Annotated in this window: 15 protein-coding genes, 1 tRNA gene and 1 other RNA gene; 9 read left to right on the top strand and 8 right to left on the bottom strand. The window is 67.9% G+C overall.

Annotated elements, in window-relative coordinates; genetic code table 11:
• Positions 1-94: 94 nt before the first annotated feature.
• Complete coding sequence (locus AR539_RS12480; protein ID WP_231728606.1) at positions 95-2,068, top strand: glycoside hydrolase family 32 protein; 1,974 nt, start codon at positions 95-97, stop codon at positions 2,066-2,068.
• Between the two features lie 147 nt (positions 2,069-2,215).
• Here the strand turns inward: AR539_RS12480 and mptB are convergent, their stop codons facing one another.
• Positions 2,216-3,772, bottom strand: coding sequence for a polyprenol phosphomannose-dependent alpha 1,6 mannosyltransferase MptB (gene mptB, locus AR539_RS12475; protein WP_197410632.1), 1,557 nt, complete (start codon positions 3,770-3,772; stop codon positions 2,216-2,218).
• Between the two features lie 202 nt (positions 3,773-3,974).
• Between mptB and orn the strand changes: the two genes are divergently transcribed.
• The 4 genes from orn (at position 3,975) to def (ending at position 6,733) form a co-directional block, all read left to right on the top strand.
• Positions 3,975-4,610 carry an oligoribonuclease gene (gene orn, locus AR539_RS12470; protein WP_066437327.1) on the top strand — a complete coding sequence of 212 codons (636 nt, stop codon included), beginning with the start codon at positions 3,975-3,977 and terminating at the stop codon, positions 4,608-4,610.
• A 156-nt stretch (positions 4,611-4,766) separates the two neighbouring features.
• A tRNA-His gene (locus tag AR539_RS12465) sits at positions 4,767-4,839 on the top strand.
• A gap of 118 nt (positions 4,840-4,957) precedes the next feature.
• Positions 4,958-6,112, top strand: coding sequence for an acyl-CoA dehydrogenase family protein (locus tag AR539_RS12460; protein WP_066437325.1), 1,155 nt, complete (start codon positions 4,958-4,960; stop codon positions 6,110-6,112).
• Positions 6,113-6,160: 48 nt separating this feature from the next.
• Positions 6,161-6,733 (top strand): peptide deformylase, encoded by a 573-nt coding sequence (gene def, locus AR539_RS12455; protein WP_066437322.1) that lies wholly within the window; start codon positions 6,161-6,163, stop codon positions 6,731-6,733.
• 9 nt (positions 6,734-6,742) lie between these two features.
• Here def and AR539_RS12450 read toward each other — a convergent pair whose 3' ends face one another.
• Together AR539_RS12450 and ppk2 are read right to left on the bottom strand one after the other, a co-directional pair.
• Positions 6,743-7,447 (bottom strand): alpha/beta fold hydrolase, encoded by a 705-nt coding sequence (locus AR539_RS12450; RefSeq protein WP_066437320.1) that lies wholly within the window; start codon positions 7,445-7,447, stop codon positions 6,743-6,745.
• 65 nt (positions 7,448-7,512) lie between these two features.
• Positions 7,513-8,421, bottom strand: a complete 909-nt coding sequence (gene ppk2, locus AR539_RS12445) for a polyphosphate kinase 2 (protein WP_082699347.1) — start codon at positions 8,419-8,421, stop codon at positions 7,513-7,515.
• 151 nt (positions 8,422-8,572) lie between these two features.
• On the opposite strand from ppk2, the gene AR539_RS12440 reads away from it, so the two are divergent.
• A complete protein-coding gene (locus AR539_RS12440; protein ID WP_197410631.1) occupies positions 8,573-9,547 on the top strand; it encodes a 1-phosphofructokinase family hexose kinase in 975 nt (324 codons plus the stop codon).
• Position 9,548: 1 nt separating this feature from the next.
• Here AR539_RS12440 and AR539_RS12435 read toward each other — a convergent pair whose 3' ends face one another.
• From AR539_RS12435 to AR539_RS12425, 3 genes are all read right to left on the bottom strand, one after another.
• Complete coding sequence (locus AR539_RS12435) at positions 9,549-10,352, bottom strand: HNH endonuclease family protein (protein ID WP_066437315.1); 804 nt, start codon at positions 10,350-10,352, stop codon at positions 9,549-9,551.
• A gap of 98 nt (positions 10,353-10,450) precedes the next feature.
• The gene (locus tag AR539_RS12430; protein ID WP_066437312.1) at positions 10,451-10,660 is read right to left on the bottom strand and encodes a hypothetical protein; all 210 of its coding nucleotides are present in this window, start codon (positions 10,658-10,660) and stop codon (positions 10,451-10,453) included.
• A gap of 85 nt (positions 10,661-10,745) precedes the next feature.
• Complete coding sequence (locus AR539_RS12425) at positions 10,746-12,242, bottom strand: glyceraldehyde-3-phosphate dehydrogenase (RefSeq protein ID WP_082699346.1); 1,497 nt, start codon at positions 12,240-12,242, stop codon at positions 10,746-10,748.
• A 261-nt stretch (positions 12,243-12,503) separates the two neighbouring features.
• Here AR539_RS12425 and AR539_RS12420 point away from each other — a divergent pair, with 261 nt between their 5' ends.
• Positions 12,504-13,340 (top strand): glycerophosphodiester phosphodiesterase, encoded by an 837-nt coding sequence (locus tag AR539_RS12420; RefSeq protein WP_066437307.1) that lies wholly within the window; start codon positions 12,504-12,506, stop codon positions 13,338-13,340.
• 26 nt (positions 13,341-13,366) lie between these two features.
• Here the strand turns inward: AR539_RS12420 and AR539_RS12415 are convergent, their stop codons facing one another.
• Together AR539_RS12415 and rnpB are read right to left on the bottom strand one after the other, a co-directional pair.
• Positions 13,367-14,977 (bottom strand): GMC family oxidoreductase, encoded by a 1,611-nt coding sequence (locus AR539_RS12415; RefSeq protein ID WP_066437305.1) that lies wholly within the window; start codon positions 14,975-14,977, stop codon positions 13,367-13,369.
• 207 nt (positions 14,978-15,184) lie between these two features.
• Positions 15,185-15,578: RNase P RNA component class A (rnpB, locus tag AR539_RS12410), an RNA gene on the bottom strand.
• Between the two features lie 239 nt (positions 15,579-15,817).
• On the opposite strand from rnpB, the gene AR539_RS12405 reads away from it, so the two are divergent.
• Both AR539_RS12405 and AR539_RS12400 read left to right on the top strand, forming a co-directional pair.
• A complete protein-coding gene (locus AR539_RS12405) occupies positions 15,818-16,546 on the top strand; it encodes an alpha/beta hydrolase (RefSeq protein ID WP_082699345.1) in 729 nt (242 codons plus the stop codon).
• Positions 16,547-16,609: 63 nt separating this feature from the next.
• On the top strand, positions 16,610-17,374 hold the full coding sequence (locus tag AR539_RS12400; protein ID WP_066437302.1) for a YaaA family protein: 765 nt from the start codon (positions 16,610-16,612) through the stop codon (positions 17,372-17,374).
• Positions 17,375-17,408 lie beyond the last annotated feature (34 nt).

Raw genomic sequence — 17,408 nt, 5'->3', positions numbered from 1 at the left:
GCCTGTCGCGACGGCCTGGCAAGAGGTAACGGACGGGGGCGCCGGAATGGCGTCCCCGCCCCTTTTTGCCGGTACCGGCCCTACCCGAACGGCCATGATGTCCCACAAATGGAACCTGTCTTTACCCGCCGCCAGCCGTAGCACCTGGTTCGCCGTGGCGCTGGCTGCCAGCGCCCTGCTGGCCGCCCTGGTGGCGTTCATTCCCCAGATCCACACGCCGGACACGGCCGCGAACAGGGCTGAAAGCGCCCTGGAGAACGTTGCCTCGGCACAGTCCGCGCTCAAGGCTTCCCGAGGCACTTACGGCACATATTGGCTCTCAGGGGGCGATCGTACGCTGGAGGACGGCCAACCCATCCGGTCCGCCGGAGTGGAGGATCTCCGCAGCATCACCTGCCCCGACGGGTGGGTTGCCGCAGCCCGGACCGGCAGCGACGTCTTCCTACGATCAAGCCTCGATGATCAAACACAGCAGGCCGGGGCAGGGGAAGTCCGCCGGCCGGACTGCATCACGCCTGAAGCCGTTGATGCCATGCTCGGCGACCTCGGCAGAATCGACCGGACACCGGCCCCGGGGACATCGCCTGAGCGTCCTGCCGGCTCTTCGCAGTACCGCCCGGCGTACCACATCACGCCCGGCAAGGACTGGATGAACGACCCGCAGCGCCCCTTCTTCCTGGACGGACTCTGGCACTACTACTACCTGTACAACGCTGACTACCCTGAGGGCAACGGCACCGAGTGGTACCACCTCACCAGCACCGACCTGTTGACGTGGAAGGACGAAGGCGTTGCCATCCACAAGTACGAAAACGGGCTGGGCGACATCGAAACGGGCAGTGCGGTGGTGGACTACCAGAACACGGCCGGCTTCGGATACGGCGCCGTCATTTCGGTCCTGACGCAGCAGGACGAAGGGGTCCAGCGGCAGTCTCTTTTCCATTCAAACGACGGCGGCTACAGTTTTACCGCCTACGAGGGAAACCCCGTGATGGAGAATCCCGGGGAGGAACACTGGCGCGACCCAAAGATCGTCCGCGATGACGCAAACGGGCAATGGCTGATGATCCTGGCCGAGGGCGGCAAGCTGGGAATGTACACATCGCAGGACCTCAAGACGTGGCGGTACGCCTCGAGCGTTGAGCTGCCCGGCCTCGGCGTCCTTGAATGCCCGGACCTGTTCCAGCTGGACCTGGACGGCGACCCCGCGAAGCGGACCTGGGTCCTGGCAGCCAGCGGAAATGGAACCGAAGAAGGCAGGACAACCGGCGTCGCCTATTGGACTGGAACCTGGGACGGCCACACGTTCACGCCTGCCACTGACAAGCATCAGTGGCTGGACGCCGGCTCCGACTTCTACGCTGCGGTGACCTGGGACGATCCCCGGCTCACGGACGGGCAGCGGATGCAGTCGCGGCAGGCCCTGGGCTGGATCAACAACTGGGACTACGCCCGGAAACTCCCCACAGACGACTGGCACGGCGGGATGGACTCTATCGTGCGTGATATCCGGCTCAAGACCGTGGAAGGGAAACCGACACTCGTCTCAAGCCCGTCACAGACGTTGGCCCGCCTTGAAGGGGAAGCCTCCTCTACCGGCCCAACACCAATTACCGCGGCAGGCACTGCAGGCCTTCCCGCTGTCCAAGGCGGTGCCTACCGGCTGGACCTGACCATCGAGCGCTCCGCAACGGACGGTGGGGACGGCAACCCGGCCGAGGCGCTTCTGCAGTTGGCGAGCGAAGACTCAATCTTCGCAACCGTGGGCTACGACTTCACGGCCGGGACAGCCTTTGTCACGCGTGAACAGCCGGCGGACGGGGGTGCAGACCTTGGACCGCTGTTCGCCGAGCGACGCACCGCCCCGGTTCCGGCCGGGGACGGCAGCGTGGACCTGACCGTGTTCGTTGACCACTCGTCCCTCGAAGTCTTCATCAATGACGGGGAGAAGACGCTCACGTCACTGGTGTTCCCAAAGTCGGAAAAGCAGTCGTTCAAGCTGGTGGCCGGCGCAGGAGACCTGGCCCTTAGGACCCTGACGTATACCCCTTTGGCTTCAACGCGCTGAGCGGCATCTATCAACTGCGTCGCGTCCAAGGACGCAGTAATCCTGTTCCCCACCACTGAGTCGTCCTCCGGCCTGCGGGCGATCCGCAGGCCGGAGCCCCGCGGGAGGAGCGTGGCGCTGCCGCCAGTCAGCGAGCCCCGCCGAAGCTCAGATGACCGGGCGGGTGGTGACCGGTTCCTCGGACTTGCTGAAGAGCATCTTGGTCTTGGGGTCGAGGAAGATCAGGTAGAGGGCGAAGAGCAGCGCAATGATCGCCGCGGCGTTGCGGGCCAGGGCCAGCGCCAGGCCGAGGTCGGCGGTCTGCAGGTAGGGGAAGACTTCCAGCTGGTCCGAGATCGCGTAGACCATAAAGAACGACACGATGAAGTACAGGGCCTTGACCTGCCAGTCATCCCGGATGCCGGTCACCGCGAAGAGCGGGATGAGCCACACCACGTACCAGGACTGGATCATCGGGGCCAGGACCACGACGGCGGCGAACGCCAGCGTGAGCCTGCGGATCAGGCGGTCGTAGTCGCCGCGGAAGATCTGCCAGGCGATGATGCCCACCGCCAGGAGTTTGCCGGCGTCGTACACCCACTTGGCCAGGCCCCAGCCGTCCAGTCCGAAGGCGTTGGAGATCGAAGCCACCACCAGGCCGAGCAGCCCCACCGGGGCGTACCAGATCCAGATGCTGCCCGGGGCGGAAAGCCCGTTGATCCAGCCGAACCCGAAGCCGTTGACCATGCTCATGGCGTACAGCAGCCCCAGGCTGATGCCTGCCGTGAGGCCCCAGAACACAAACTTGCGCGGCCAGCCGGCGTCTTTGCCGGCCCACAGCAGGCCGATGAACGGCAGGAAGACGATGGTGATGGGCTTGACCGAGATGGACAGGGTCACCAGGACCAGGCCGAAGATGACCCGCCGGGTGGCGCAGTAGTAGAGCCCGGCCAGTGCCAGGCCGATCATCAGCGCGTCGTTGTGGACGCTGGCGATGAAGTTGGTGAGGAACAGCGGGTTCGCGGCGGTGAGCCACAGCGCCCGGTGCGGGTTGACGCCGTGCAGGTCCGCGAGCTTGGGCACGTAGATGATGCACAGCACCACCCCGATCAGCGCCGCCAGGCGGAACAGCATGATGCTGGCTTCCGGGTGCACGTTGGTGGACCAGACCACGAACTGCTCGATCCAGAGGAAGAGTTGGCCGTACGGAACGGGCGCCTCGGTCCACATCTTGTCGGCACCGAGCTGGAAGTAGTTCGACAGCGCGGAAATGCCGTTTTCGTAGGGGTTGAAGCCCTCCACCATCAGCCGGCCCTGCCCGATATAGGCATAGACGTCGCGGCTGAACAGGGGCACGGAGAACATCAGGGGCAGCCCCCACAGGACGACGGCCTGCAGCGTGGCTTTGCGGGCCTCCGCCCCCCAGACGCGCACGCGCTGGCCCAGCCTCAGCCAGGCGCGGACCAGCAGCATCCCGCCGACAGCCAGCAGCACAATGCACAGGGCGACGCCGACGGCCTCGGTGCGCATCCAGATGAACAGCGGCACCCGGCGGAGTTCGGAGGCCGGGGCGAGCCAGCCGACGCCGAGAGACCCGATCGCCATAAAGAGCGAGCCGACAAATCCCGCCAGCAGCGGTGAACGGGCGTTGTCCACTTCAGCAAGAGGTGCCGCCGGAGACGTGCCGGCAGCCGTCTTCCCTGCCGCAGGCACAGGCGCCGTCATCTCAGGATCGTCCAATCTGTTGTGGGGCTCGTCACCGCCCGCAGCCGGGCGTCAGAATGAGGCCCGGGGAGCGCCGCGGGAACGAAAAAATTTCGACGCCCGCGTACCCGAAATCCTAGCATCGGACCGCCCGGAGGCGACGAAACGGTAGGCTGGGCGCGTGCCTATATCTAATGAACGCATCGTCTGGATCGACTGCGAAATGACCGGCCTGGACACCACCAACGACGCCCTCATCGAGGTGGCCGCCCTGGTGACGGATTCCGAGCTTAATGTCCTCGGCGACGGCGTCGACGTCGTCATCAAGCCCGACGACGCCGCCCTGGCGCAGATGAACGATTTCGTCCGCGACATGCACACGCGCTCCGGTCTGCTGGCCGAACTACCCCACGGCAAGACCATGGCCGAGGCCCAGGCGATCGTCCTGGACTACATCAAGAAGTGGGTGCCGGACCCGAAGAAGGCACCCCTGGGCGGCAACTCCGTGGGCACCGACAGAGTGTTCCTGGTCCGTGACATGCCGGAGCTGGTGGAGCACCTGCACTACCGGGTGATCGACGTGAGCACCATCAAGGAGCTGTCCCGGCGCTGGTACGCCCGGGCCTACTTCCAGTCCCCCGCCAAGCTCGGCGGCCACCGCGCCCTTGGTGACATCCAGGATTCCATCGACGAGCTGCGCTACTACCGCGAGGCCGTCTTCGTCCCCGCCCCCGGGCCGGACAGCGCCACGGCGCAGCGGATCGCCAAGCGGGTCATGGGCGCAGCGGACCAGCCGGCACCCGCCGGGGATCCCGCTGGCGACTCTGCTGGGGACCCCGCCGCCAGCCCGGTGAAGTGACCCCGCACCTGCACCCCGGGTGTAATCTGCGCCACGTTTGAGGAAAATTTTCCCGAAAACCGCAAAAGTGGCAAAAGCATCCCCCGGAAGCAGGTAAGCTATTTGTCGTTGCCTTTTCAGCCCGCCGGTTCACCGGAGGGCATGGCGGGGCACATGGTGGGCGTAGCTCAGTTGGCAGAGCGCCTGGTTGTGGTCCAGGAGGTCGCGGGTTCAACCCCCGTCGCTCACCCTCACGAAGGACGGCAGTAATTGTCCGATCCTCTTCAAAGGCCGTACCGGTTATCCGGTGCGGCCTTTGTTGTCTCTCCAGTTGCCCGTGCCAGGAACCTTGAACGGAAGGAACCGCAATGAAGCGCAAGCTTTTTGAAGAAGACCACGAGATGTTCCGTGAGGTGGCGGCCGAGTTCAACACCCGCGAGGTGGCACCGCACTACGCCCAGTGGGACAAGGACCACATGATGTCCCGGGAGCTGTGGACGGCGGCCGGCGGTCAGGGCCTGCTGGGCCTGGCGGTCCCCGAGGAATTCGGCGGCATGGGCATGAGCGACTACCGCTTCCGCGCGGTGCTGGATGAGGAGTTCGCCAGGAGCAACCACCTCGCCGTGGGCCTGGCCTTCCACCTCCACGACGACCTGGTCCTCCCCCACCTGCTGGCTTACGGCTCGGATGACCTCAAGAGCCGCTGGCTTCCGGGCATGGTCTCCGGGGAAAAGGTCACGTCGGTGGCCTGGACCGAGCCCGGCGCCGGCTCGGACCTCCGGGGAATCCGCACCAAGGCCGTCCGCGACGGCGACGACTGGCTGATCAGCGGCCAGAAGACCTTCATCGGCAACGGCATCTCCGGCGACGCCTCCCTCGTCCTGGCCCGCACCGACGGCGGCACCGGCCGCGGCAACGCCGACTCCTTCTCCCTGTTTATGGTGCAGAAGGGGGAGGGCTACAACACCGGCAAGCAGCTGGACAAGATGGGCCTGAAGGCCTCGGACACCGCGGAGCTGTTCTTCGACAACGTCCGGGTTCCGCACGGCGACCTCGTCGGCGAAGAGGGCAAGGGTCTGCAGTACGCCGCCGAGCAGCTCCCCCAGGGCCGGCTCGCGATCGCAGTGGCGAGCTCCGCCGTCGTCCGCGCCGTCTACGAGGCCACCGTCGGCTACACGAAGGAACGCAACGCCTTTGGCGAGCGGATCATCGACTTCCAGAACAGCCGCTTCGAACTCGCGGACATCCTCACCGAGGTTGAGGTCACCGAAGCGTACGTGGACCAGGCCGTCCTGGCCTTCAACGCCGGTGAACTCGATGCCGCAGGCGCAGCCCGGGCGAAGCTGTGGGCGTCCGAGCGCGCCAAGTCCGTCACCGACCGCTGCCTGCAGCTGCACGGCGGCTACGGCTACATCCTGGAATACCCCGTGGCGCAGGCCTACCTGGCCGCCCGGCTGCTGACCATCTTCGGCGGCACCAACGAAATCATGCGCGACGTCGTCGGCCGCACCATCGCGGACTGACCAGCCTCCCGCAAAATCACAGCCCAGCACCAGAGGAACTTTCCTGACATGACCGTTCTGCCCATCACCATCTGGGGTGAGCCCGTGCTGCACCGCCGGGCCGCCGAGGTTGAAGTCTTCGACGACGAACTCCGGACCCTGATCGCCGACATGTTCGAGACCAACGACGCCGCCAACGGCGTCGGGCTCGCCGCACCCCAGGTGGGCGTGGGAAAACGCCTGTTTGTCTACAAATACGAAAACGACGACGGTGCCCCGCCCACCGGCGTCGTGGTCAACCCGGTGCTGACCCTCTCCAAGGTCTCCGGCGCGCTGCCGGATCCGGACGAGGAAGAGGAAGGCTGCCTGTCCTTCCCCGGCGGACAGTATCCGCTCAAACGCGCCGAGTGGGCCCGGGTGGAGGGCTTCGACGGTGACGGCAACCCGATCTCGTTCGAGGCGACCGGCTGGTTCGCCCGGGTGATGCAGCACGAGTATGACCACCTCGACGGCAAGCTGTACGTCAACCGCCTGATCGACCGCTACGCCCGCAAGGCCATGAAGCAGGCCAAAAAGAGCGGCTGGGGCGTGCCCGGGCTGACCTGGATGCCGGGCGTGGACCCGGACCCCTTCGGCCACTAAGCCCCGGGCTCACGCCGTCCGGTCGACGGCGGCCAGGATGGCCGCGCCCAGCTCCGCCGGCCGGGTGAACTGCGGCCAGTGACCGGTCGGAAGGTCCACGTAGTCGACGTCGCGGATGCGTCCGAGCTCCGCAACGTACGGGTGGCCGGCGTCGATCATCTCCTTGAGCATCGCTGAGGGGAACTCGCACGCGATGACGGTGGCGGGGACGTCGTAGCGGCGCTCGTCGTGCAGCCGCTGCTTGTCCTGCGCCACGCCCTTGGGCTGCGGGACGGCACGGGCCCGGAACGCGGCCCGCAGTTCCTCGTCGAGGTCGGTGAGGTCTTCGTCCTCGAAAAGCTCCCACGGCGGAAGCGGCACGTCGTCGCCGTCGTCGGGCAGTTCATCGTTGATCACGCCGCCCTCGCCGAGCGGGCCGCTGTCGACGTAGATGGCCCGGCGGACCTTGTCCGGCCGGGAATCGACGGCGCCGTGGATGATGGCGCCGCCGCCTGAATGGCCCACCAGCACTACCGGGGCCTCAAAGGCGTCGATAGTGTCCACCACAGCGTCGATGTGTGTCCGCAGCCCGATGCCGGCGCGCGGCGCGTCGACCGATTCGAGCCCGGGCAGCGTGAGCGGGTGGACCCGGTGCCCGGCCGCTACGAGCGGCGGGGTGACCTCCTCCCACGAGGCGGCGTCCAACCAGAATCCGGGTACGAGGATGATGTCCATGCCGGTACCCTACCGTCCCTGTCCGACCAAAAGGCAGGTCCGACCAAAGGGCAGGAAACTTCGGATCAGCCCTCGTCCGGCCGCTGCAGCTTGCCGGCGTGATCCGGTACGTACCGGAACAGCTCCCGCGGCGGGCGGGTGTAGTTCACGGCTTTCGGCCGTTCGGGCAGGGTCACGGGTTCGGTCCGCACTTCGGTGTAGTCAATGCTGGAGAGCAGGTGGGCGATCATGTTGATCCGGGCCCGGCGCTTGTCCTCCGCCTCCACCACGTACCAGGGCGATTCGGCGGTGTCCGTCTGCATGAACATGTCGTCCTTCGCACGCGAGTAGTCCTCCCAGCGGAGAATCGCTTCCCGGTCCATCGGGGAGAGCTTCCACTGCCGCAGTGGATCGTCCAGCCGGGACTTGAACCGGCGTTCCTGCTCCGCATGGCTGATCGAGAACCAGTACTTGAACAGCAGGATGCCGTCCTGGATCAGCAGCCGCTCAAAGACCGGGCACTGGGCCATAAAGCGTTTGTGTTCGGCCGGGGTGCAGAACCCCATGACATGCTCGACGCCGGCCCGGTTGTACCAGGAGCGGTCCATCAGCACGATTTCTCCCGCGGCGGGAAGATGCGCCACATAGCGCTGGAAGTACCACTCCCCCCGCTGCCGCTCCGTGGGGGCCGGCAGTGCCACAATGCGGGCAACCCTCGGATTCAGATATTCGGTGACCCGCTTGATGGCGCTGCCCTTCCCGGCGGCGTCGCGGCCCTCGAAGATCACCAGCACCCGGGCGCCCGTGCTGCGGACCCATTCCTGCAGCGCCACCAGCTCGGACTGGAGCCGGACCAGCTCGGCCTCGTAGACAGCGAGGCCCAGCCGCCCGGGGCGATCCGGGTCCCCCTTGGCCCCCTTCCGGCCCGAGGGTTTCTTGCCGGAGCTGCCTCTGGCGGAGCTGGCTCTGCCGGTGCCGGCCTTTGGATGTGCCATGGTTACCGTCCCGTCCCTGCGGTATGGCGGACTGTTCCTGCCGCACTAGCTGCCGCTCTTGCCCGCCGCGCCCATTCTCGCCGAGCGGCCCGCGGCCCACAAGGGGACGTCCGCCCGGGACAACGGCAACCCGGGTGCCTATGCTGGGGCCATGGAAGCCCCCGGCCGGACAGCGATGCAGCCCATCCTCACGCTCACGGTGAACCCCGCCCTGGACGTCAGCACCGCGACGGAAGAGGTCATCAGCGGCCACAAGCTGCGCTGCCACACCAGCCGGCTGGATCCGGGCGGCGGCGGCATCAACGTGTCCCGGGTGGTGCAGCGCCTGGGCGGGCGGACCCTGGCTGTCTACACTGCCGGCGGACCCACCGGCGAGGCGTACCGCCGGCTGATTGAAGCCGAGCGCGTCCCCACCCTCGCGGTGCCGATCCAAGGCAGCACCCGCGAGGACTTCACCGTCGATGAGACGACGACGGGCCGGCAGTTCCGCTTTGTGCTGCAGGGCCCCGAACTGAGTGAGCCCGAGTGGCGCCTGTGCCTGGCGCTGGTGGCGGATTCGATCCCGGTCGGTGGGTACGTGGTGGCCAGCGGAAGCCTTCCGCCCGGCGTTCCGGACGACTTCTACGCCCGTGTGGCCCGGCTCTCACGCCTGCATGGTGCGCGCTGCATCGTGGACGCCTCCGGCCCGGCGCTGTCCGAAGCCCTCGCCGAGGGGGTGTTCCTGGTGAAGCCGAGCCGGCGCGAGCTGGGGCTGCACTTCGGCGCACCTCTGGACAGCCCCGGGAGCCAGGTGGAGGCGGCCAGGGCACTGGTGGCGCACGGCTCCGCGGAGCACGTTGCCCTGACCCTGGGCGGAGGTGGTGCCGTGCTCGCCTCGGCGTCGGGCGTTCTCCGGATGGCTGTGCCCCAGGTGACGGTCCGCAGCACCGTTGGGGCCGGCGACAGTTTCCTGGCCGCGTTCGTGCTGCGCCTGGCGCAGGGCCGCACCCTCGAGGAGGCGCTCCGGGCCGCCGTCGCCGCCGGAAGCGCCACTGTGACCACGACGGCCACCGAACTCTGCCACCGCGAGGACGTGGAACGGCTGGAGGCCGGGCTCGCCGCGCAGTCCCGGAACGAACGCACCTGACCTACCGCGCCGCAGCCCCCACCGTCTGCTGTCCGGGGCAGGACCCCAGGATGCGCTTCATGGCGTCCCTCTCGGCCGGCGTGACCCACAAGCCGTAGGCCGCCTTGACGGAGATCTGCCGGGCGACGTAGTGGCAGCGGAAGTTCTTGTTCGGCGGCAGCCAGGTGGCGGCGTCGGACGCACCCTTGTCCTGGTTCGCGTCGCCGTCGACGGCGATCAGGTTCAGCGGGTCGTTCGCCAGGTGCTGGCGCTGCACAGGTGTCAGCTGCTGGGCCCCCTTTTGCCAGGCATCCCCCAGCGCCACGACGTGGTCGATCTGCACCGCCGCGCTGCTCTCGGCACCCCGGCGGAACGATGCCTCATGGCCGGTGCAGGGTTCCCGGAACGATCCCGCGGCCACCAGGCAGCGGGACCCCGTTGTGAACGTGGTGTCCGCCAGGTCGCGGCGGAGGATGTCGTTGCGCGTGTCGCAGCCGTTGCGGTCCACGTCCAGCCACGCCTGGCCGAAGGCGCTGCGATCGTAGTTGTCCCGGCCGGCACGGCCTTTGACCGGGAGCGCGTCCAGCAGCGCCGTTGCGGGCCCGGATGGGACCGGCCGCACGGAGAGGACCGCGTCCATCCAGCCGGGCGCAAGCACGGGAGCCTCGCTGGGGCCGTCTGCCGGCGGGCCGACGGCGTCGAACTGGCCTGCGGTGAAGAACCAGCCGAGCCCCGCAACAACGGCGAGGGCAGCGGCAGCCAGCAGCGCCCACGCCTGGCGGGACCGCCGTCGTTCCTTCCGGAACTCCGCCCACGTCAGCGACATGCCAGTTCCGGGACGGAGTCAAAACTCTCCACCCCTGAAGCCTAGGCCGCTCCCCCGGTGCAGCCGGGGTTCTCCACAGTGTGGAGGACGAGTGCGCCTCAGTTCTCTTTCGTGACGCGCACCAGGTCCTCGTTGGCGAGGGCCATCAGCGATTCGAGTTGCTGGACCCGCGACTCGTCGACCTCACCGGCCGCATGTTTGGCGCGGGCGTCGTCGAGCAGCCGTTTGGCTTCCTTGACGTTGTGCCGCGCGACGTCCAGCGCGTGTTCCAGGGTGGTTTCGTGCTCCACTGCCGGGTTCTGTTCCATTGCACCATTGTGGTGCGCTTTCCCGGCCGATTCCAGAGGTATCGGCCGGGAAAGACAGAACAGAACAGCTTTCAGGGCCGGAGTATTAGGCCGTGACCTCGACGGGGAGGCCGGCAGCTTCCAGGGTGGCGGCTGCGTCCTTGGCGGGGAACGACGGCGGGTTCACGCCGGCCATTTCCTCCATCACGCGGACCACCTGGCAGCTGTAGCCGAACTCGTTGTCGTACCAGACGTAGAGGATGACGTTCTTGTCGTTGGAGATGGTGGCGAGGCCGTCGACAATGCCGGCGCGGCGTGAGCCGACGAAGTCGGTGGAGACCACCTCGGGCGAATCGATGTAGTCGATCTGCTTGCGGAGGTCCGAGTGCAGCGACATTTCCCGCAGGTAGTCGTTGACCTCGTCCTTGGTGGTGCCGTTTTCCAGGCTCAGGTTCAGGATGGCCAGCGACACGTCCGGGGTGGGGACCCGGATGGAGCTTCCGGACAGCTTGCCCAGGAGCTCCGGCAGGGCCTTGGCCACCGCGGTGGCGGCGCCGGTCTCGGTGATGACCATGTTCAGCGCCGCGGAGCGGCCGCGGCGGTCGCCCTTGTGGAAGTTGTCGATGAGGTTCTGGTCGTTCGTGAAGGAGTGCACGGTCTCCACGTGGCCATGGACCACGCCGTAGCGGTCGTTGATGGCCTTCAGGACCGGGGTGATGGCGTTGGTGGTGCAGGAGGCGGCCGAGACGATGGTGTCCGAATCGGTGATCGCGGTGTGGTTGATGCCGTGCACGATGTTCTTCAGCTCGCCCTTGCCCGGAGCGGTGAGCAGCACGCGGGCAACGCCCTTGCTCTGGAGGTGCTGGGACAGGCCCTTGGCGTCGCGCCAGCGTCCCGTGTTGTCAACAACCAGGGCGTCGTGGATGCCGTAGGCGGTGTAGTCCACGGTCGCGGGGTTGTCCGAGTAGATGACCTGGATCTGGACGCCGTTGGCGGTGATGGTGTCGTTCTCGGTGTCCACCTTGATGGTGCCTTCGAAGGAACCGTGGACCGAGTCGCGGCGCAGGAGGCTTGCGCGCTTGGCGAGGTCGTTGTCCGATCCGCGGCGGACCACGATGGCGCGCAGCCGCAGGCCGTGCCCGCCGCCGGCCTTTTCGATCAGGAGGCGGGCCAGAAGTCGGCCGATGCGGCCGAAGCCATAGAGGACGACGTCGGTGCTGGTGCGGTCGTCGCCGCCGCGCTTGCCAACAACCTCGGCGAGTTCCTTCCGGAGGAACTCATCCAGGCTGGCGCCGTCGCCTTCGACCCGGTACTTCTCGGCGAGGCGGGCGATGTCGATCGCCGCGGCGCCGAGGTCCAGCTTGGTCAGGGCGTCCAGCAGAGGAGCGGTCTCCTCGAGGCGCAGTTCTTCCTTGCTCATCCGGCGGGCGAAGCGGTGCGCCTTGAGGATGTTCATGGTGGACTTGTTGATCAGGCTGCGGCCATGGATGGACGTCACCACGTTGTTCTCACGGTACAGCCGGCCGATCACCGGGATCATGGCCTCGGCGAGCGCCTCCCGGCCCATCCACGTATCAAGACAAGAATCTGACGTCTGGCTCACAGAAATACCTTCCTAGAAATCCACCACATACGCCCTCGTATGCGGAAGTCGGCTGCCGGAGGTTATCCGGCACCTCGGCGCCGGGGATTCGGTCCACCCCGGGGCGCCTGTGACGAGCAAAGAAAAACCGCCGGCTGCGAACGCAGACCCGGCGGCAGAACTTCTACGTTCACCACCCATTCTACGGGCGGACCGGCCGGGCCCGTGCCCAGCGGTGGGTGAAATGACTCACACCGGATCCTGCCCCGCTAGGCTGGGGCGATGGTCAAGATGGGGTTCCTGGTACTTGCCGTGGTGCTGTGCACCGGCTGCGCGGCCACGGGCGCGGGCACGCCGGCGGGGTCACCGTCTCCGGTGCCGCCGCCGGCGTCAGGTCCCGGACCCGGCATCCCGACGGCGGTCGGGTTCACCCTGGTGGCGCACCGCGGCGGTGCACTGGTCTACCCGGAGTCCTCGGCGGAAGCCTTCGAGGCCGTGAGCAAGACGGAGTTCCCCATCGAGACGGACCTGCGGCAGCTCCGGGACGGGACCCTTGTCCCCCTGCACGACGACGCCGCCGAACGGACCATGACGGGAGTCACCGGACGTCCCGGTGACATTACGCCGGCCCAGTGGGCTGCGGCCCGCATCAAGCACCCGTCGGGCGGCGCCGAGGGCACGCCCACCACGTGGGAGGAAATGCTGGACCTGTACGGGGGCCGGAACGTCCTGGTCCCCGAGGTGAAGGATCCCGCCATCGACCTGGCTGCCTTTGCGCAGTCCATCCTGCGGCGCGGCATCCAGGAGAAGGTGGTGGTGCAGACCTTCAGCTTCCCCGCAGCCCAGGCCCTGGCCGGGCACGGCCTGCAGGTGCTGTACCTCGTTCGGAACGGCGACGAGCCCGATCCGGCGTCGATCACCGCGGCGGGGATCGGGCATGTGGGCCCGCACAAGGGCATCACCCCGGAGTACCTGCACCGGCTGAAGGACTCCGGCCTGACCGTGTGGCCTTACACCGTCAACGACGCGGCAACCGCGTCACGGCTGCGGGCCGGCGGTGCCGACGGAATCTTCACGGACACCCCTTGGGAGCTGGCGGAGCAGCTGGAAACGCGCTGATCCGCCCCGGCTTCAGGGGAAACGTTCTAGTTAGCGTCGGCGAGGATCATGTCCGCGGCCTTCTCCGCGATCATGATGGTGGGCGCCTGCGTGTTGGCACTGACCAGGCGGGGCATGATCGAGGAGTCGACAACGCGCAGGCCCTCAAGCCCATGGACGTTCAGGCGCGGCGAGACGACGGACTGGTCAGTGGTTCCCATGGCGCAGGTGCCCACCGGGTGGTAGGAGGTCCGCCCGTAGGACCGTACGAAGTTGACGTACTCGTCGCGGGTTTCCACGCGTGTGCCGTCCCCGATGCGCTCCGCTTTGACCAGCGACGCCATGGACGACTGGCTCATGATCTCGCGGCTCTGCTTGACCCCGGCGATGGACATCTCAAGATCGTAGTCATCGGCAAGGTAGTTCGGGTCGATGAGCAGCGGCTTGCTGGGGTCCGAGGACGCGAGCCGGACCGTTCCCCGGCTGCGCGGACGCAGGAAGTAGGAGTTCAGCGTGGCCCCGAACCCGGGCTTCAGCGCTTCGGCGGCCGTTCCCACCCGGGCGGCCGGCAGGAAGTGGAACTGCAGGTCGGGGCTCTTCTCGTCCTTGTTGGCGTAGCTGAACCCGCCCGCCTCGACCAGGTTTGAGGCGAAAGGTCCTGACCGGAAGGCAAGGTACTCGACGCCGGCCAGCACGGTGGCCGGCCGCACCTGGTTGAGCCGGTCCAGGCTGTGGTAGTCCGTGAGTTCGTAGACAATGTCGACGTCGCAATGGTCATGCAGGTTCTTGCCGACGCCGGGCAGCGCATGGACGGTCTCGATCCCGGCAGCCGCCAGGTCCGCCGGATCGCCGATGCCGGAGAGCTGCAGCAGCTTGGGCGAACCGAAGGCACCGGCCGAGACGATCACCTCGCGGTTGGCGCTGTACGTCCGCACGCTTCCGCCTTCGATCGCCTGGATCCCGACGGCCCGGCCGTTCCTGATGATCACCTTGGAGACGGTCACGTTGGCGCGGACAGTCAGGTTGGGCCGTTTCCGGGCGGGCTTGAGGTAGGCCACGGCCGCACTGCACCGGCGGCCGTTCTTGGTGGTGGTCTGGTAGAAGCCCACACCGTACTGGTCGGCGCCGTTGAAGTCGCTGTTGTACGGCAGCCCGAACTCCTGGCCGGCCTTGACGAAGGCCGCTGACAGCTTGTGCGGGCGCTGGGGGTCGGAAACACCGAGCGGGCCGTCGGTCCCGTGGTGCGGCGCCGAGAGCCGGCTGTTCGATTCGGAGCGCACAAAGTACTGGTTCACCTCGCACGCGGACCAGCCCTCACAGCCGAAGTCCGTCACCCAGCTGTCGTAGTCCTCAGCGACGCCGCGGGTGAAGACCTGCGAGTTGATGGAGCCCCCGCCGCCCAGGACGCGGCCCTGGGTGAGGGGTATGCGGCGGCCGTTGCTGTGCGGCTGCGGGATGCTGGCGTAGTCCCACTGGTACGGGCTGCCTTTCAGCTTCGGGAAGCCTGCCGGGACATGGATGAAGGGGTGCCGGTCGGATCTGCCGGCTTCGAGCAGCAGGACGCGGACCGAGGGATCTTCGCTGAGCCTGCCGGCCAGAACGCTGCCGCCGCTGCCGCCCCCGGCAATCACATAGTCGTATGCTGCGTCATCCGGCATTCTGGCTCCTATGCTGTTCGCAAAATCCACCGCTGCTTGAAGCGTTCCCTGCAGTCTCTGGTTCCGTAGAAAGGATGTCAAGCAATCAGTTTGGTCTGACGCACAGCGGGAGGAGGCCGGTGGGCGGGCGGCGGGGCGGAAAAGCGGCCGGCAGGGCCGCTGTCGGAGGCCGGCGGCGCCGCGCTGCCGCCGCAACGATTCAGTGAGTGGATGGGTTGACCGATACGCCGGGTTCTGTGTTCCCGCGCCGTTACCAGCGCGGGAGTAGCGGCCATCCATCTACGAACGCCGTTGCCGACGCCCTCCAGCAGCCTACCCGGGCACTCGGGCGGGCAGCCCTCAAACGTGCCCTGTCTGGCCTTGCTCCGGGTGGGGTTTACCTAGCCTTCCCGGTCACCCGGGAAGCTGGTGGTCTCTTACACCACCGTTTCACCCTTACCTGCCCTGCCGCGCGCGCAAGCACGCGCCGCATGCAGGCGGTCTGTTCTCTGTGGCACTGGCCTGCGGGTTACCCCGAGTGGGCGTTACCCACCACCCTGCCCTGCGGAGCCCGGACGTTCCTCGAGCCACTTGCGTGACGCGCGGCCGCCTGGTCAACCCATCCGCAGTCCATTCTACGGTCAGCGCAGACCCGTCCTGCGACACGACGGGCTGCCGGGCCTAAGATCGGGGCATGGATCCGTCCGTCCTGTCCCGGCGCCGGCTGCTGCAACTGGCAGCAACTGTCTCGACCGGGGTGAGCACGGCCGCGCTCACGGCGTGCACGGCCGGGCTCACCCCTGTCGAGACGGACTCTCCCACCAACCCGGCGGCGGCCCCGGTTTCGGCGCCGCCGCCGCTGTGGCCGTCCGCACCAGCACGGGCCAGTTCGTCTCCGCTTTCCGTCCGGGGACCGCCACCCACTGGTCGCTGGCCGCGCCGGACCTGCCGCCGGGCGGCGCGCAACCCGAACTGCCTGTGGCGGTGTTCCTGCACGGGCGCGGCGGCGACCACTCCGTCCTGTTGGAGGGCCTGGCTGGCGCTGAGGCCCTGGAGCGGCATCTCGCCGCGGGCGGCGCGCCGTTTGCCCTGGCGGCCGTGGACGGCGGCGACACCTGGTGGCACCGCCGGGCAGACGGTACCGACACCCAGGCGATGCTGGTGCAGGAATTCGCGCCGCAGCTCGGCCGGCTGGGGTTCGACCTCGGCAGGATCGGCCTGTTCGGGCTTTCCATGGGAGGCTTCGGCGCCCTCCTGCTCGCCTCACAGGGCAGGCTGCCCGGGGTCCGGGCCGTGGCGGCCATGAGTCCCGCGGTCTGGGCGGCATATGATCCGCGGCTGGAAGGCGCCTTCGACGGCCCGGCCGACTTCGCTGCCCACAATGTGTTCGCGCTCCGGCCAGCCCTCGCGGCGCTGCCCAAGAGGATCGACTGCGGCACCGGGGACGATCTGGCCGCCACGGTCCGGGACTACCGCGCCGGACTGCCGGGCGCCGTCGACGGCGGGTTCCAGCCCGGCGGGCACGACGACAGCTACTGGCGTTCGATCCTGCCCGACGTGCTGGCTTTCCTGGGCCGCCACCTCGGCTGAGCTGCACCCGGGCCCGGTCAGCAGTCACAGAGAACGGGGACACCGCACGGCTAAGATTGACCGGTGCTGATTCTGCTCCCGCCCTCCGAAGGCAAGACCCCCGCCACGGCCGGCGACACCATCGACTGGTCCGCCCTGAGCTTTCCCGCGCTGAACGCCTGCCGCGCCAAGGTGCTGGACGGGCTCGGAACGGTCAGTGCGCACCAGGACGCGCTGTCGCTCCTGGGCGTGGGGCCCTCGCTGCAGGCCGACGTCGACCGCAACACCCGGCTGCACGCCGAGCCGGCCGCCCCCGCCCACCAGGTCTACTCCGGCGTTCTGTACGACGCGCTGGGCTACGACTCCCTGACGCCGGCGCAGAAGCGCAAGGCCGATGAAACCGTCCTGGTGATCTCCGCACTCTGGGGAGCCATCCGGTTCGGCGACCGTGTGCCCGCCTACCGGCTTTCCATGGGGACCGCACTGCCCGACGTCGGTCGCCTTGCGTCGTTCTGGAAGCCGCAGCTTTCGGCGGCCCTCGCGGAGGCCGCGGACGGGGAGCTGCTGGTGGACTGCCGCTCGAGCACGTACGCCGCGGCGTGGGCTCCCCCGCCGGCGCAGACCGTTGCCGTGAACGTGTTCACGGAGGCGGGCGGCGTGCGGAAGGTGGTCAGCCACTTCGCCAAACACACCCGCGGCGAGCTGGCCCGGCACCTGCTGGCCCGGAGGGGCAAGGCGCCGCAGACCCCCGCGCAGCTGCAGAAGGCCGCGGCCGAGAAGTGGACCGCGGAGCTTGTCGAGGGCACGGCCCGGAAGCCGCACGCCCTCAACATCATCCTGCCCGGCTAGCGGGACAGGTGCCCGGCTTGCGGGACAGCTGCCC

It is taken from the genome of Arthrobacter sp. EPSL27, from assembly GCF_001512305.1.
Taxonomy (GTDB): Bacteria; Actinomycetota; Actinomycetes; order Actinomycetales; family Micrococcaceae; genus Arthrobacter.
This window is presented reverse-complemented; position numbering and strand designations above follow the sequence as displayed.

Bases quoted from the DNA above. Each gene is read 5' to 3' on its own strand.
- def (WP_066437322.1), top strand. From the start codon at position 6,161: ATGACCGTTCTGCCCATCACCATCTGGGGTGAGCCCGTGCTGCACCGC.
- AR539_RS12440 (WP_197410631.1), top strand. From the start codon at position 8,573: ATGGAAGCCCCCGGCCGGACAGCGATGCAGCCCATCCTCACGCTCACG.
- AR539_RS12460 (WP_066437325.1), top strand. From the start codon at position 4,958: ATGAAGCGCAAGCTTTTTGAAGAAGACCACGAGATGTTCCGTGAGGTG.
- AR539_RS12435 (WP_066437315.1), bottom strand. From the start codon at position 10,352: ATGTCGCTGACGTGGGCGGAGTTCCGGAAGGAACGACGGCGGTCCCGC.
- AR539_RS12450 (WP_066437320.1), bottom strand. From the start codon at position 7,447: ATGGACATCATCCTCGTACCCGGATTCTGGTTGGACGCCGCCTCGTGG.
- AR539_RS12415 (WP_066437305.1), bottom strand. From the start codon at position 14,977: ATGCCGGATGACGCAGCATACGACTATGTGATTGCCGGGGGCGGCAGC.
- mptB (WP_197410632.1), bottom strand. From the start codon at position 3,772: ATGACGGCGCCTGTGCCTGCGGCAGGGAAGACGGCTGCCGGCACGTCT.
- AR539_RS12480 (WP_231728606.1), top strand. From the start codon at position 95: ATGATGTCCCACAAATGGAACCTGTCTTTACCCGCCGCCAGCCGTAGC.
- ppk2 (WP_082699347.1), bottom strand. From the start codon at position 8,421: ATGGCACATCCAAAGGCCGGCACCGGCAGAGCCAGCTCCGCCAGAGGC.
- orn (WP_066437327.1), top strand. From the start codon at position 3,975: ATGACCGGCCTGGACACCACCAACGACGCCCTCATCGAGGTGGCCGCC.
- AR539_RS12420 (WP_066437307.1), top strand. From the start codon at position 12,504: ATGGTCAAGATGGGGTTCCTGGTACTTGCCGTGGTGCTGTGCACCGGC.
- AR539_RS12430 (WP_066437312.1), bottom strand. From the start codon at position 10,660: ATGGAACAGAACCCGGCAGTGGAGCACGAAACCACCCTGGAACACGCG.